This is a genomic window from Bradyrhizobium hereditatis, from assembly GCF_020329435.1.
Taxonomy (GTDB): domain Bacteria; phylum Pseudomonadota; class Alphaproteobacteria; order Rhizobiales; family Xanthobacteraceae; genus Bradyrhizobium; species Bradyrhizobium hereditatis.
Window position 1 is genome coordinate 1 of sequence record NZ_JAGKJK010000025.1, and the last position, 14,427, is coordinate 14,427.

A 14,427-nucleotide genomic window follows, 5' to 3' on the forward strand; every position below is an offset into this window, starting at 1 on the left:
CCGCGGTGAGTGATCACGCCGAGCTCGATCCGCCCGTAGCTGACGGTCCAGCATCCCGCGTCGTCTTCGGCCAGGCCGACCGGCTCGCCGACGAGAGCCTCGTTGATGTAGATCGTGCTGCCGTTCCACTTGATCTCGCCGTTGTGACGCACGCGCCGGACGCGGTGGTCGACGCCATAGCCGGGCTCGCGCAGCACGCCGTCGTAGCGACGCGGAGAAGCTGCATAGCGATCGGCCGGCGTGGCGTTGTCGAGCGCCTGGTGCGGACGCTGTTCGTTGTAAAGACGTTGGAACGCCTGCAGGCGCTTGATCTGCTCGCGCAGGGTTCGTGCCGGCGGATTGGCCGTGTCCTGCAACAATGTCAGATGCATCCGTTCATGCCGCCCGTTCTGCTGCGGCTTGCCCGGTGCAATGCGTTCCGGCGTGACCCCCGCCTTGATCAGCTTCACCGACAGCCTCGACAGCCCACCCGCGCCGCGTGAGGCGAACGGCGAGCCATTGTCGGAGCGCAGATAAAGCGGCAGGCCAAACTCGCGGAATGCCGCATCGAGGATCGGCCACACATGCTCGGTGTCGGTGCGTGCCAGCGCCTGGCAGCGCAACAGATAGCGGCTGCAGGCGTCGCTGAGCGTCAGCGGTTCGCAACGGCTGCCGTCGCCGGTCAAAAACCAGCCCTTGAAGTCGATGCACCAGACGTCGTTGGCAGCCCCACAATGCGCAAACGGCGCGCTCGAGGGCGGGCTGCGCCGCCGCAGCTTGCGCTTGACCGTCAATCCTTCGCGATCGAACAAGGCGCCGATCGTGCTCGCTACCGGCCAACCCTTGGAAGGATGGCGCCGTTCCAGATAGGCGCGCACCTTCACAGGTCCCCAGCTCGGATGCGCCTGCCGCACGGCAAGGCACTGCTCAAGAACATCCTCGGCAATCGCGTGTGGATGATGATGCGGGGCGCGCGTGCGATCCGACAGGCCCGCGATGCCCTCTTCCTCATAACGTTCGAGCCACTTGTAGCCGGTCTTCCGGCTCACCGCGAACCGCCGGCAAATCGCTGCAAACGACTCCTGCCGCTCCTCAACCGCCATCACAAAGCGCATCCGCTCTTCCACGGCACAGGTTCCCCCAAGTCCCATCGGCAAGGCCCTCCTTGCCGATCAGTTGACCTGTTACCCATGTCGTCGGTCTATTCTGTCACCCATGTAGCCGGTTAGGACCTGCAACTCATCCCCGGTCACGCGGCGATACGCTTCGAGATAGCGCTGGCTCGTCGCCTCCACCACGCTGTCGGGCAGCGGCGGCGGTGGGGCGTCGCCGTTCCAACGACCGGCCTTTCGTTCGGCGTCGAGATAATCGCGCAGCGGCTGCTTGTCGAAGGAGGGCTGCGGTCGGCCGGGTTTGTAGACGTCGGCGGCCCAGAACCGCGAGGAGTCCGGCGTCATCACCTCATCGATCAGGATAATGCGGTCGTCCGCCGCGCGGCCAAACTCGAATTTCGTGTCGGCGATGATGATGCCGTGATGACGGGCGATCCGCTCACCGAAATTATAGACGGTGCGTGCCATGCTCTCGAGCTTCTCGGCGACATTGTCGCCCACGATCTCGCGTACCCGCGCCACAGTGATGTTCTCGTCATGGCCGGTCTCGGCCTTGGTCGCCGGGCTGAAGATCGGCACATCCAGCTTCTCGCTTTCGACCAGTCCGGGCTTGAGCTGCTCGCCGGCAAGCGTGCCTGATGCGGCATACTCCTTCCAGGCGGAGCCCGAGATATAGCCGCGGATCACGCATTCCACCGGAAAGACGGTGGTCCGCTTGCACAGCATCGCGCGGCCGAGAATGTCGGCGCGATGATCCTTCAGTGCGGGCACCTTGCGGATGATCTCGTCAGCATCGGCGCTGATCATGTGATGCGGCACTACGCCTTCGAGCTGGCGGAACCACCAGGCGCTGATCTGCGTCAGCACCGCGCCCTTCATCGGAATGGTCTCGGCCATCACCACGTCGAACGCGCTGATGCGGTCGGTCGTGAGCAGCAGAACGCGGTCGTGGCCGACGGCATAGATATCGCGCACCTTGCCGCGGCCGATCCGGGGCAGGGGCAGATCGCTGGCGAGCATCGCGTTCATCAGGTCAGGCTTTCGAACAGGCAGCCTCGCGCGGGCGCGAAGATGCAATGAGTAGGCGGAGCAATAGCTCACTCCGGCAGCGGAATGAACTCATGTTCTTGCGGAACGGCGGCAAACCGGCCGGTTTTCCAGTCCTGTTTGGCCTGCTCGATCCGCTCCTTGCTGGAGGATACGAAATTCCACCAGATGTGGCGCGGCCCTTCCAGGGCGTCGCCGCCGAGAAACATCATCCGCGTCGGCCGCACGGCCTTCACAGTGATGCGGTCGCCGGGCCGGAAGATGAGAAGGCGCGGGCCTTCATAGCGCTCGTTGGCGATTTCGACCTCGCCGTCGACCAGATAGATCGCGCGCTCCTCATGGTCAGGATCGAGCGGCACGGAGGTGGCGGCCTCCGCAGTCACCTCGGTATAGAACCACGGCGAGACCATGCTGACCGGCGATGTCACGCCGAAGCCGCTCCCTGCGATGATGCGGGCCGTGAAGCCGCTCTCCTTGACCGTCGGCAATGCCTCGGCGGCATAGTGCTGGAACGACGGCGCGATTTCCTCGGAGGCCGCGGGCAGCGCGATCCAGCTTTGCAGGCCCAGCATCTTCTGCCCCTGGCGGCGCTGGACGTCGGGGGTGCGCTCGGAATGCGCAATGCCGCGCCCCGCCGTCATCAGGTTCATGGCGCCGGGCTGGATCTCCTGAATGTTGCCTTCGCTGTCGCGGTGCATGATCGAGCCGTCGAACAGGTAGGTGACGGTGGCAAGTCCGATATGCGGATGCGGCCGCACGTCCATGCCCTTGCCAGCCATGAACTGCACCGGTCCGAAATGATCGAAGAAGATGAAGGGGCCGACCATCTGCCGCTTGCCATGCGGCAGCGCGCGCCGCACCGCAAAGCCGTCGCCGAGATCGCGGGTGCGCGGCACGATGATGAGGTCGAGGGCATCGCAGGTTTTGGGATCGCCGAGCACGGGATCGTTGGAGGGCTGCCAGCTCATGGGGGCTCCTTGAAGTTTGCGGCGATTATAGCAGGAATTGCGGGATTGCGTTCAAATGCCTCAGCATGTCGTCCCTGCGAACGCAGGGGCCCATACCCCGTGTCCTATCGTTTGGCAGCAATGGCAGATATCATCTCCAACAGTTAACAACGGTGGTTATGGATCCCTGCATTCGCAGGGACGACGTAGGATGATGAACCGATGATCACACCGCTCAAGCCCGGCGCAAAATTGCTGAAGGTCGATTGCCCTCATTGAGACTGCGCGCCTGATCCTGCGGCCATGGCGCAGCGACGACGTTGCCGCGAATACGGCCATGCTGTCCGATCCCGATGCCGCGTGCTTCATCACGCCCGACGGCAAGGCGATTACGACCGAGATCAGCGGATGGCGTAACGCCGCGGTGATATCGGGGCACTGGGCGCTGCATCGAATCCAGCAACGCGCCTTCGCAAGCCGTCGCGCGGCGATTGGGGGCGAGGAGGGATGGCGAAGTTGATTTATTCGGCAAGATCAATGAAACGTTGGGTGACGTTGCGCGATCGTTGGAGGGGCTGATCGACAGACGTAGTCCGCCGAATGAGGAGATCCGCAAAAGCCAATGCGAGATGTTCCCCTCACCCGTCTCAATCGCGTTTCGTCTACTGCCGACCCAACTGCGTGGCCTTCTCGACGCGATCGAATCTCTCGAGCGACAGGATCGCATCGGCGAGCTGATCGGCGCGGCCGTTCAGCACGGGGCGGGCGAGCGTGAGAAACTTCTGCTGCATTGCCTGTGCGTCCGGAAACGTATCCGGCTCGCCTGAGGGATCGGCATAGAGCCGCTCATGCACCGCCTCGTCGGTGGTGATAGACACGCGCGCCCCAAACGGATGGGTGCGGCCGATCTCGAGCCGATCGTCCTGCACCACATCGAACTTGTCGGCGAGCGCGTTGATTGCGGCATCTCCAAGCCGCTTATAATCATCCCAGCCGAAGCTGCCCTGATCGAGCGCCAGCGCGCCGGTGAAGAACATGGAGAACTGCCCGCCGACGATCGAGGTCGGATGTCGCTTGGTGGCGGCATCGCCCGTCAGCGTGATGCCGTTGCGATGCAGTCCGATCTCGACCCGCTTGATCTGGTCCGGTGTCAGGTTGTGCTCGCGCCGCATCGCGATCAGCGCATCGAGTGCGGCATGGGTATAGCGGCAACTCGGATAGGGTTTGACGCCGATTTTCAGCGTCTCATAGGTCTTGCCGAGGCCTGCGGTTGCCTTGTCGGGATGGGCATCATCGCTATAGCCGACGAGCAGGCCATGCTTGCCCTCGACTGATTCGGTCGAGCCGACGAAATTGTTGCGCGCCAGCGTGGCGGCGATTACGCCGTTCATCGCGGCGGCGCCGACCTGATAGCGCTTGTTCCAGGCGCCATTGACCAGGAACTGCAGCGAGCCCGCGGCCTGGCTGCCGGAAACGCCGAAAGCGGAGATGAGTTGATCCCTGGAGAGGCCGAACAGTTTGCCGGCGGCTGCCGCTGCACCATAAGTTCCTGCCGTCGCGGTGGGGTGGAAGCCGCGCGCATAATGTGAGGTTGGATCGAGGGCGTTGCCGAGCCGGCAACACACCTCGTAGCCGGCCACGATCGCGGTCAGCACGTCGCGTCCCGATGCACCGACCATTTCACCGACCGCAAACGCCGCTGGCACCACGGGCGCACTCGGATGCAGCGAGGAGTCCGCATGCGTGTCGTCGAAATCAAGGGAATGGCCGAGCGCGCCGTTGAGCAGCGCGGCGACCGCGGGCGTCCAGGTCTTGGAATCGCCGAACACCGTGGCCTCGCCTTTGCCGTCCAGCGCCAGTGCTTCCAACATCTTGAGCAGTGAGGGGGTGGATTCCGCGTCACGCCGCGCCCGGATCGTGCTGCCGAGGAAATCGAGCGTCAGGACCTTGGCGCGCTCCAGCACCTCCGGCGGAATGTCGGCAAACTTCAGGTCGGCGACATAGGCGGCGAGCGTTGCGGTTTCCTGGGCCATCGTGTTTCCTCGTTTTGCCGGGAGGGTAGGCGGAGCGAATTGACCTTTCAAGGCGCCTTCCCGTCGCGGACCTGCCGTGCCTCGTCTAGCACAGGCGCGGCGTGCAGTTTCTGGAATGCGGCGCATGATGGCCTTCGCAAAACGCATGCTTGGATCGCTCCACGGCTACAAGGCGCAACTCGCGCTTGCGGTCAGGCTCGCGATTGCCGCGGTCGCCGCCTATGCGATCGCCAGAGCGCTGCATCTGATGTTGCCATTATGGGCGGTGCTGACCTCCCTCATCGTCACCCAGATGAGCGTCGGCCGCTCGCTGAAGGCAACGCGCGATTACATGCTCGGCACGATCGGCGGCGCGGCCTATGGCGGTGCGATTGCGATACTGATCCCGCATTCCGGCGAGGGTGGATTGCTGGCGCTGCTGGTGCTCGCGGTTGCGCCGCTGGCGTTCATTGGCGCCATCAATCCCAGCCTGAGCGCCGCCACGGTAACGGCCGTGATCGTATTGCTGGTTCCGGCGATGAACCATGCCAATCCCGTGGACTCCACAATCGACCGGCTCTTTGAAGTCACCGTCGGCGCGCTCACCGGGCTTGTGGTCTCATTCCTCGTATTACCGTCGCGCGCGATCAGCCAGATCCGCATCAATTCGGCTCAGATTCTGGAACTGCTGGCTGCCGCCTTTGCCGAATTGCTCGCCGGGCTGACGCGCGGGCTCGACAATGACGCCCTGCACCGTATCCAGGGTGGTCTCGGCACGGCGCTGGCCAACCTCCACGTTATGGGCCTGGAAGCCGAGCGCGAGCGCGCGGCGTACCTGTCTTCGGGCCCGGATACCGGGCCCTTGCTGCGCACCATCCAGCGCTTGCGCCATGATGTTGTCATGATCGGCCGCGCCAGCGTCGTGCCGCTGCCGGCAAATGTGCAGGCAAGGCTGGCGCGACCGCTCGCCGATGTCAGCAAGGCGATCGTCGACTATATGCGATCGGCAGCCGCATCCCTGCGAAACGGCAGCGGTGCCGTTGACATCCGGCCAGTCGAGGCGGCGCTACAGGCCTATGCTGCGGAGGTCGCTGCAATACGGACCGAAGGTTTGATCCGCGGCGTGCCCGTCGATGTCGCGGAACGGTTCTTCGCACTTGGATTTTCGCTGGAACAAATGCGCCAGAATCTGAACGATCTGGATCGCTGCCGCGCCGACTGGGGCGAGAAGCCGGCTGGGGCGAAGGTCTAGAGCCCGATCTCGATTAAATCAGAGTCGGGGCCCGGATCCGGGTGTGCCAGGCCTTTAGGTCGCAACCTGGCGCAGCAACGCCGGCAAAATCAGCCGGTGAAATGGCATGATGATCGCGAGATAAGTCCGGCCGAGCCAATTGTGTGTCTTGACCAGCGTGGTGGCAGTGACCTGCTTGACACCGTTCGGCGTGGTCACATCCACCACGACGCGAAAGTCGAGATGGCGATCGTTGAAGCCGGCGATGAGGCGATCGGGCGTCTCGCTCACCACCGGAAAGATCCCGATCATGTCGCGAGGCGCGTTACGACTAGAGCCCGACGTTTTCAGTCCGAGCGGCGCGACCAGCAAATTGCGCAGCGACAGTAGCGCCTCGGCCCATCGCGGCTGCCGCGCCATCATGCGCTCCGCGGCGCGGCGGGCGTCGAGATCTGGGTCGCTGATTTCGATACAGAAGGCGTCAGCGAATTGCGCGCCGGCGAGCAACGCATCGGCATCGACGGCAGGTGTAACCTCGCGGACGGTCATGGAGGCGCCATTCTGCTCGCCAGCAGCCGGAACCGCAAGATGAGCAGAGTGGCGAAGACAAAGGTGCCGATCGACAATCCGACCCAGACGCCGCTCGCGCCAAGCGATGTCCAGAACGCGAGTGCGCAGGCGGAAGTAAATCCGATCAGCCAATAGCTGAAGGTGGCGAATAGCAGCGGTACGCGCGTGTCATTCATTCCGCGCAGCGCACCGGCGGCGATGGTTTGGATACCGTCTGCGACAAAGAAGGTGGAGCCAATCAGGAGCAGCGTTGCCGTCAGCGTCGCGGTCGCGTCGACGGCTTCGCCGAGGAATAGCTCGGCAATCAGGAACCGCCCAAGGATCACGGCGAGCGTCATCGTGGCCATGAACGTCGCGCCGAGAAGTATCGCCACATAACCTGCGCGCCTGACAGCGTCGCTGTCGCGGCGCCCGACCGCATGACCGACGCGCACGGTCGCTGCCATACTGATTCCGAACGGCACCATGAAAAGGATGGCTGCGATCTGGAGTGCAATCTGGTGCGCTGCGAGTGCTGTGGTGCTGATCAGACCCATCAGCAGGCCGGCCGCGCCGAACAGGCCGTATTCCAGCAGAAACGCCAGCGAGATCGGCGCGCCGACGATCGCGAGTTTCGCCATTAACGGCCAGTCGATGCGCCAGATGTTGCCGAGCACGTGATATTTCCGGAACGGCTGGCGCAGCGCGGTGAACCACAGCCCGGCGAGAAACGTACCGAGATTGACCATGCTGGTCGCAAGGCCCGCGCCGAACAGTCCGAGTTCGGGCAGGCCCCATTTGCCATAGAGCAGCAGATAGACCAGCAGCGCGTTCGCCGGGATCGCGGCCAGCGTGATCCAAAGCACCGGCTCGGGCCGGTTTACCGCGCTCATGAAGCCGCGGATCGCGATAAACCACAGCGCCGGCAGGATGCCCCAGGCAAGTCCGAACAGGTACTGCTGCGCGAGCCCCGCGGCGGTCGGCGCTTGGCCGAGCGCGATCAGGATCGCCTCGCCGCGGAATGGCCGTGCCATCAGCGGCAGTGCGATCAACAGCGCCGCCCACAAGCCGACGCGCAATGCGCGCCGCACCATGCGCGGATCGCGAGCGCCGAAAGCCTGCGCCGCCAGCGGCGCTACGGCTGATACCAGCCCCATGCCAAACGTGAAGGTGACGAAGAACACCGTATGGGCGAGTGCCGCCGCAGCCACGGTTTCGCTGCCGAGCCGACCGATGAACGCCAGATCGGTCGTCATCATCGCGATTTGTCCGAGCTGCGTCAGTGCGAGCGGCACGGCGAGCTTCAGCGTCTCGGCGAGCTCAATCGCGAGGTGACGGCCGGGGACAGCCGCAGAAGAGCGCGGCGCAACGGCTGCGCGTTCAATCTTGTCCAGCGAGGTCATCGCAACAGCCTAGAGCATGATCGGTTCCGATTGAATCAGAACCGATCAAGTTCAAATTCATTTCTTCTTGACGCGTTTTCCATACGCGAACCCGCATCTACCCACGAACAAGCCGAGGGCTTGCTTCGTTCGCAAACGCTATAGCACCGCTGAGGGTCGAAAAAGTGACGCTGCGTAGGGTCGGTCAACCGATTCGCGCCGGCACGCGTGTGATCTTCGCGCCGAGCGCGTTGAGCCGCTCCTCGATACGCTCATAGCCGCGCTCGATCTGGTCGGCATTGTTGATGGTCGAAGTGCCTTCGGCGGCGACCGCCGCCAGCAGCATGGCCATGCCGGCGCGGATGTCCGGCGAGGTCATTGGCGCGCCGCGCAGCCGGCTCGGGCCGGCGACGATGGCGCGATGCGGATCGCACAGCACGATGCGGGCGCCCATTGAGATCAGCTTGTCGACGAAGAACATTCGCGACTCGAACATCTTCTCGAACATCAGGATCACGCCGTCGCACTGCGTCGCGGTGACGATCGCAATCGACATCAAATCGGCCGGGAAGGCAGGCCACGGCTGATCCTCCAGCTTCGGCACGTGACCGCCGAAATCATCGTGGATCTTCATGGTCTGCCCGGAGGGCACGATGAGGTCGTCGCCCTCGACGCCGCAGACGATGCCGAGCCGCTCAAACCCCATCCGGATCGAGCGCAGATGCTCGACGCCGGCCTTCGCGATGCGCAATGGCGAGCGCGTCACCGCGGCAAGCCCGATCAGGGAGCCTACCTCGATATGGTCGGGCTGGATCGAATAGCTGGTGCCGCCGAGCGTCGCCGGGCCATGCACGATGATGGTGTTGGTGCCGATGCCCTCGATCTTCGCGCCGAGCGCGACCAGGAAATGCGCGAGGTCCTGCACATGCGGCTCGGAGGCGGCGTTGCGCAAATAAGTGGTGCCGTGGGCGGCGACCGCCGCAACCAGCGCGTTTTCGGTGGCGGTGACGCTGGGCTCGTCGAGGAACACGTCGGCGCCGTTCAGGCGCGATGCGCGGAATTCCAGCCGGTGAGTGGCGGTGACGGTGGCGCCGAGCTGCTCGAAAGCGAGGAAATGCGTGTCGAGACGCCGGCGCCCGATGACGTCGCCGCCAGGCGGCGGCAGCGCCACCTCGCCGCAGCGGGCGAGTAGCGGCCCGGCCAGCAGGATCGAGGCGCGGATCCGTGCGCAGAGTTCGGGATCGAGATCGGCGGCGCGAACATCCCTGGCGTGGATCGTCAGCGTATTGCGCTCCTTCCATTCGGCCGCGGCTCCGACCGAGCGGATCAATTCGACCAGCGTCTCTGTATCGCGGATGCGTGGTACGTTTTGCAGCGTCACCGGATGCTCGGTGAGCAGGGCAGCGGCGATGATCGGCAACGCAGAATTCTTGTTGCCGGACGGCTCGATCGTGCCCGCAAGCCGGTGGCCGCCTTCAACGATGTATTGGATGGGCCCCACGCGTTCCTCGCCTCACACGTCGACGTTGGCGCTGAGCGAATTATCCTGGATGAATTCGCGGCGCGGCTCGACCACGTCACCCATCAGCTTGGTGAAGATGTCGTCGGCCTCGTCGACCTCTTTGATCTTCACCTGCAGCAGCGAACGCTCGTTCACGTCGAGCGTGGTTTCCCAGAGCTGGTCCGGATTCATTTCACCGAGACCTTTGTAGCGCTGGAGTGCGACGCCCTTGCGGGCGGCTTCCGTCACGGCCTCGAACAGATCGACGGGGCCGTAAATTGTCGTCTCGGTATCCTTGCGGCGGAGTTTGCCGGGACGCGCATAAACGTCCTGCAACTTCTCCCGGTATTCGTGCAGCTTGCGCGCATCGGCCGAGCCAAGGAAGGCATCATCGATGATGGCGACATCTTTCACGCCGCGCACCGTGCGCTCGAATACAAAGCCCTGGCCTTCCTCGAAATGTCCGCTCCAGCCGCGCTCGACTTCCTCGGCCTGAACGTCGAGCCGCCGGGTCATGTACTCTGCGGCGGCGGCGGCGTTCTCCGGATTGGTGTAGATATCCCTGCCAAACAGGCCTGCGACGGCGGCCTGTTCAACAACTTTTCGATTGTAGCGGCTGTGCAAGTTGCGCAGCACACTTCGGATCACGCGGGCGTCTTCTACCAAAGAGAGCAGATCGCGGCCGGCGCGATCGTCGCCGGTGCCGGGCTTGAATACGCATTCGTCAAGGCCGACCGAGATCAGATAATCTTCCAGCGCGCGCTCGTCCTTCAGGTACTGCTCCGACTTGCCGCGCGTCACTTTATAGAGCGGCGGCTGCGCAATGTAGAGGTGGCCGCGGTCGATCAGTTCGCGCATCTGCCGGTAGAAGAAGGTCAATAGCAGCGTGCGGATATGGGCGCCGTCGACGTCGGCGTCCGTCATCACGATGATCTTGTGGTAACGCAGCTTGTCGGCGGAGAAATCGTCGCTGATGCCGGTGCCGAGCGCGGTGATCAGCGTGCCGATCTGCTCGCTAGACAGCATCTTGTCGGTGCGCACGCGCTCGACGTTGAGGATCTTGCCGCGCAGCGGCAGCACGGCCTGGAATTCGCGGTTGCGGCCCTGCTTGGCGCTGCCGCCTGCCGAGTCGCCCTCGACGATGAACAGTTCCGACTTGGCCGGATCTTTTTCCTGACAGTCGGCGAGCTTGCCGGGCAGCGAAGAGACGCTGAGCGGGCTCTTGCGCGTCAGCTCGCGCGCCTTGCGGGCGGCTTCGCGCGCGGCGGCCGCCTGGATCACCTTGCCAACGATCACCTTCGCTTCGGTCGGATGCTCTTCGAACCACGCTGCCAACGCCTCGTTGAGCACGTTCTCGACTACCGGGCGCACTTCCGAGGACACCAGCTTGTCCTTAGTCTGCGACGAAAACTTCGGGTCCGGCACCTTCACCGACAGCACGGCGGTGAGACCTTCGCGGCAATCGTCGCCGGTCAGCGCGATCTTTTCCTTCTTCGCATTGGCCTCGGCATAGCCGTTGACCTGGCGCGTCAGCGCGCCGCGGAAGCCGGCGAGATGGGTGCCGCCGTCGCGCTGCGGGATGTTATTGGTGAAGCACAGCACATTTTCATGGTAGCTGTCGTTCCACCACAGTGCGGCCTCGACCCCGATGCCGTTGGCTTCCGATCGCACCATGATCGGCGCGGGCACGATCGCCTTCTTGTTGCGGTCGAGATATTTGACGAACTCCTCGACGCCGCCGTCGTAGCGCATCTCCTCGCGCTTCTCGACGGCGTGACGCATGTCGGAGAGGATAATGTGAACGCCGGAATTCAGGAATGCGAGCTCGCGCAACCGGTGTTCCAGCGTCGCGAAATCATACTCGATATTCTTGAAGGTCTCGGGCGAGGCAAGGAAGGTGACCTCGGTGCCGCGCTTGCCCTTGGCCTCACCGACCACCTTCAGCGGCGCTAGCGAATCGCCGTGGGCGAACTGGACGAAATGTTCCTTGTCGTCGCGCCACACCCGTAGCTTCAGCGAGCTCGACAGCGCGTTGACAACGGAGACGCCGACGCCATGCAGGCCGCCGGAAACCTTGTAGGAGTTCTGGTCGAACTTTCCGCCGGCGTGGAGCTGGGTCATGATGACCTCGGCGGCGGAGATGCCTTCGCCCTTATGGATGTCGACGGGAATGCCGCGGCCGTCGTCGCGCACGGTCACGGAATTGTCTGCGTTCAGGATCACTTCGACGCGCGTGGCGTGGCCGGCGAGCGCCTCGTCGATCGCGTTGTCGACGACTTCGTAGACCATGTGATGCAGGCCGGAACCGTCATCGGTGTCGCCGATATACATGCCCGGCCGCTTGCGTACGGCGTCGAGGCCCTTCAGCACCCGGATCGATTCCGCACCATATTCGATGGCAATGGGATGCTCAGTTTCGGCAGGGGTCTGCCGGGCAGGTTCTGTCATGTGAGGCCTTCGAGGATGTCCCGAATCAGCTGCGCAATATGAGGCGCTGATTGATCTATTTGTGCCATGAAAGAGGCATCGCGCCTAGCGCAATCTCTCCTTCAGCAAGTCTTTGAATAACTAGTGATTTTTTACCCTTTTTCAAGGTGTTCAAGGGCCGATTCCGCAGGCCTCGAAAAGCGCGATTCGAGCCATGATTCCAAGGCTCCGACAGACCGATTTTTCAGGGTTCGCGCGGCTGGAAATGGCAGACGCGCGCAGACCTGCTAGAGAGAGGAAGCGCGGCAGCCTGTGGTCGTTGTCCGCCGTTCGTCGCGATCCCGGGTTAGCTCTTCATTGTCTTCGCCTTCAACAAAATATCGGCCTGACGTCGACGGCCTGCGGGCCATCGCAGTGATGCTGGTCCTGAATTTCCACGCGTTTCCGGACGCCATGCCGGGCGGCTTTATCGGCGTCGACGTGTTCTTCGTGATTTCGGGATTTCTGATCACGGGCATCATCGCTCGCGAACTGGAACTCGGCCGTTTCAGCCTGGTCGAATTCTACAATCGGCGCATCAGGCGCATTTTCCCCGCGCTGATCGTGGTGCTCGGCGCGACATTGGTGCTGGGTTGGCTCTGGATGCTGCCGTCTGCCTTTGCCCAGCTCGGCAGCGATACGTTTGCCAGCGCCGCATTCCTTGCCAACATCGCGCTGCTGCTGCAGGCCGGTTATTTCGACGTCGAAGCGGCCAAGAAGCCGCTGCTGCATCTGTGGTCGCTCGGCATTGAGGAACAGTTTTATCTGTTCTGGCCGCTGCTCCTGATGCTCGCGGCGCGGCTGCGCATGAGCATTGTTGCGATGGCTGCCGTGCTCGGCGTCGGGTCTTTCCTGCTCAACGTCGCGCTGATCGGCTCAAATCCGGTCGCGACCTTCTATCTGCCGGTCACGCGGGCGTTTGAACTGCTGGCTGGCGCAGTGCTGGCCTGCGGCTGGATCAACGTCAGTCATTCCAGCGTGGGGAGCAATCGGCGCGCCTTTCTCGGCGTGGCGCTGATCGCTGTGGCGGCCATTGTTCTCGACGGCCAGCGCGCCTTTCCGGGCTGGTGGGCGCTGCTGCCGGTCGCCGGCACCGCGCTGCTGCTGTCTGCGCCGGCGGCGTGGGTAAACCGCGTGGTGCTGGCAAGCCCGCCCTTGGTGTGGATCGGACTGATCAGCTATCCGCTCTATCTCTGGCACTGGCCGCTATTGGTGTTCGGCGCGGCCGTCAAATTCGGCCCGCTGACGCTGCCGGAACGGGAAGTAATATTGCTGGCGCTCCTGGCCTGGGCGACCTACCGCTTTGTCGAAACGCCGTTCCGTTTCGGCCTGCCGAGCCGGCGCAAGATGGTGAGCCTCGGCAGCGGCATGGCGATGATCGCGTTCGCCGGCGTTGCCGTTATTTGGGGGCGCGGCTTCGAGTTCCGCTTGCCGCCGGAAATCCGCGCGATGGCCAGCGTGACGACCGACAGCTTCAAATGGCGGTTTCACGAATGCCTGCTCGATCTCAGCCGCGAAACGACGTTCGCCGATACCTGCGTCGAGCGCGATCGGCGTCCGCTGATCCTGATGTGGGGCGATTCAACAGCCGGCGCGCTGCTGCCCGGTCTGCGTCAGGCCCAGAAGGAGCGCAGCTTCGGCATTGCCCAGCTTACCTCCAGTTCCTGCATCCCGGCGCTGAACGCCGACATTGCGGGCACGCCAAATTGCCGCGCCATGAACGACAAGGTCTTTGCGATGGTCCGGCAGATCAGGCCGGACATTGTGTTGCTGCATGGCACCTGGGAAAAACATCTCGACAATGTGGCCGAGACCGTGGCCGCGCTGAAAACGCAGACGAATGCGCGCGTCGTCGTGCTCGGTGGCGTTCCGCTGTGGAAGCGTGGGCTTCCTTCCGAGGTGCTCGGGCATTTCATGCTCCATCGCGCACTGATCCCGCAGCGCTCGCCCATTGGCAAAGCGCCCAGCGCCTATGACGCCCTGATGCGCGCGAGGCTCGAGCCGCTCGGCGCGGAATTCATCTCCGCTTCCGACATCCTTTGCAATGCAGAGGGTTGCCTGACGCGCATTGGTGATGCGGCGGGCGATCTCACCGCGAGCGATCAGGTCCACCTGACCGAAAATGGATCGGTATTCCTGGTCGAATCGATCATCGATCGCTTGCTCGGAGGCGAGGCACCTGCGAGCAAGCCGAAATAGGC

The 14,427-nt window shown here is 63.6% G+C and carries 11 protein-coding genes; 3 read left to right on the forward strand and 8 right to left on the reverse strand.

Annotated elements, in window-relative coordinates; translation table 11 throughout:
- The 3 genes from J6524_RS34255 to J6524_RS34265 form a co-directional block, all read right to left on the reverse strand.
- A partial coding sequence (locus tag J6524_RS34255; RefSeq protein WP_225678321.1) for an integrase core domain-containing protein occupies positions 1 to 1,130 on the reverse strand: 1,130 nt, incomplete at its 3' end.
- 33 nt (positions 1,131 to 1,163) lie between these two features.
- Positions 1,164 to 2,120 (reverse strand): phosphoribosylaminoimidazolesuccinocarboxamide synthase, encoded by a 957-nt coding sequence (locus J6524_RS34260; protein WP_225678322.1) that lies wholly within the window; start codon positions 2,118 to 2,120, stop codon positions 1,164 to 1,166.
- 68 nt (positions 2,121 to 2,188) lie between these two features.
- The gene (locus J6524_RS34265; protein ID WP_225678323.1) at positions 2,189 to 3,106 is read right to left on the reverse strand and encodes a pirin family protein; all 918 of its coding nucleotides are present in this window, start codon (positions 3,104 to 3,106) and stop codon (positions 2,189 to 2,191) included.
- 316 nt (positions 3,107 to 3,422) lie between these two features.
- Here J6524_RS34265 and J6524_RS34270 point away from each other — a divergent pair, with 316 nt between their 5' ends.
- Positions 3,423 to 3,605 (forward strand): hypothetical protein, encoded by a 183-nt coding sequence (locus tag J6524_RS34270; RefSeq protein ID WP_225678324.1) that lies wholly within the window; start codon positions 3,423 to 3,425, stop codon positions 3,603 to 3,605.
- A 142-nt stretch (positions 3,606 to 3,747) separates the two neighbouring features.
- Here the strand turns inward: J6524_RS34270 and J6524_RS34275 are convergent, their stop codons facing one another.
- Positions 3,748 to 5,118: an MmgE/PrpD family protein gene (locus J6524_RS34275; protein WP_225678325.1), complete on the reverse strand. Its 1,371-nt coding sequence runs from the start codon at positions 5,116 to 5,118 to the stop codon at positions 3,748 to 3,750.
- A 127-nt stretch (positions 5,119 to 5,245) separates the two neighbouring features.
- Here J6524_RS34275 and J6524_RS34280 point away from each other — a divergent pair, with 127 nt between their 5' ends.
- Positions 5,246 to 6,349: an FUSC family protein gene (locus tag J6524_RS34280; RefSeq protein WP_225678385.1), complete on the forward strand. Its 1,104-nt coding sequence runs from the start codon at positions 5,246 to 5,248 to the stop codon at positions 6,347 to 6,349.
- 54 nt (positions 6,350 to 6,403) lie between these two features.
- On the opposite strand, the gene J6524_RS34285 is transcribed toward J6524_RS34280, so the two are convergent.
- From J6524_RS34285 to gyrB, 4 genes are all read right to left on the reverse strand, one after another.
- Positions 6,404 to 6,877, reverse strand: a complete 474-nt coding sequence (locus tag J6524_RS34285; RefSeq protein WP_225678326.1) for a DUF2867 domain-containing protein — start codon at positions 6,875 to 6,877, stop codon at positions 6,404 to 6,406.
- Positions 6,874 to 8,280, reverse strand: coding sequence for an MATE family efflux transporter (locus J6524_RS34290; RefSeq protein ID WP_225678327.1), 1,407 nt, complete (start codon positions 8,278 to 8,280; stop codon positions 6,874 to 6,876). Before J6524_RS34290 ends, J6524_RS34285 begins: the two co-directional genes overlap by 4 nt.
- A gap of 184 nt (positions 8,281 to 8,464) precedes the next feature.
- Positions 8,465 to 9,760 (reverse strand): UDP-N-acetylglucosamine 1-carboxyvinyltransferase, encoded by a 1,296-nt coding sequence (gene murA / locus J6524_RS34295; protein WP_225678328.1) that lies wholly within the window; start codon positions 9,758 to 9,760, stop codon positions 8,465 to 8,467.
- Positions 9,761 to 9,772: 12 nt separating this feature from the next.
- Positions 9,773 to 12,208, reverse strand: coding sequence for a DNA topoisomerase (ATP-hydrolyzing) subunit B (gene gyrB, locus J6524_RS34300; protein WP_225678329.1), 2,436 nt, complete (start codon positions 12,206 to 12,208; stop codon positions 9,773 to 9,775).
- 336 nt (positions 12,209 to 12,544) lie between these two features.
- Here gyrB and J6524_RS34305 point away from each other — a divergent pair, with 336 nt between their 5' ends.
- Positions 12,545 to 14,425: an acyltransferase family protein gene (locus J6524_RS34305; RefSeq protein ID WP_225678330.1), complete on the forward strand. Its 1,881-nt coding sequence runs from the start codon at positions 12,545 to 12,547 to the stop codon at positions 14,423 to 14,425.
- Positions 14,426 to 14,427: the final 2 nt, after the last annotated feature.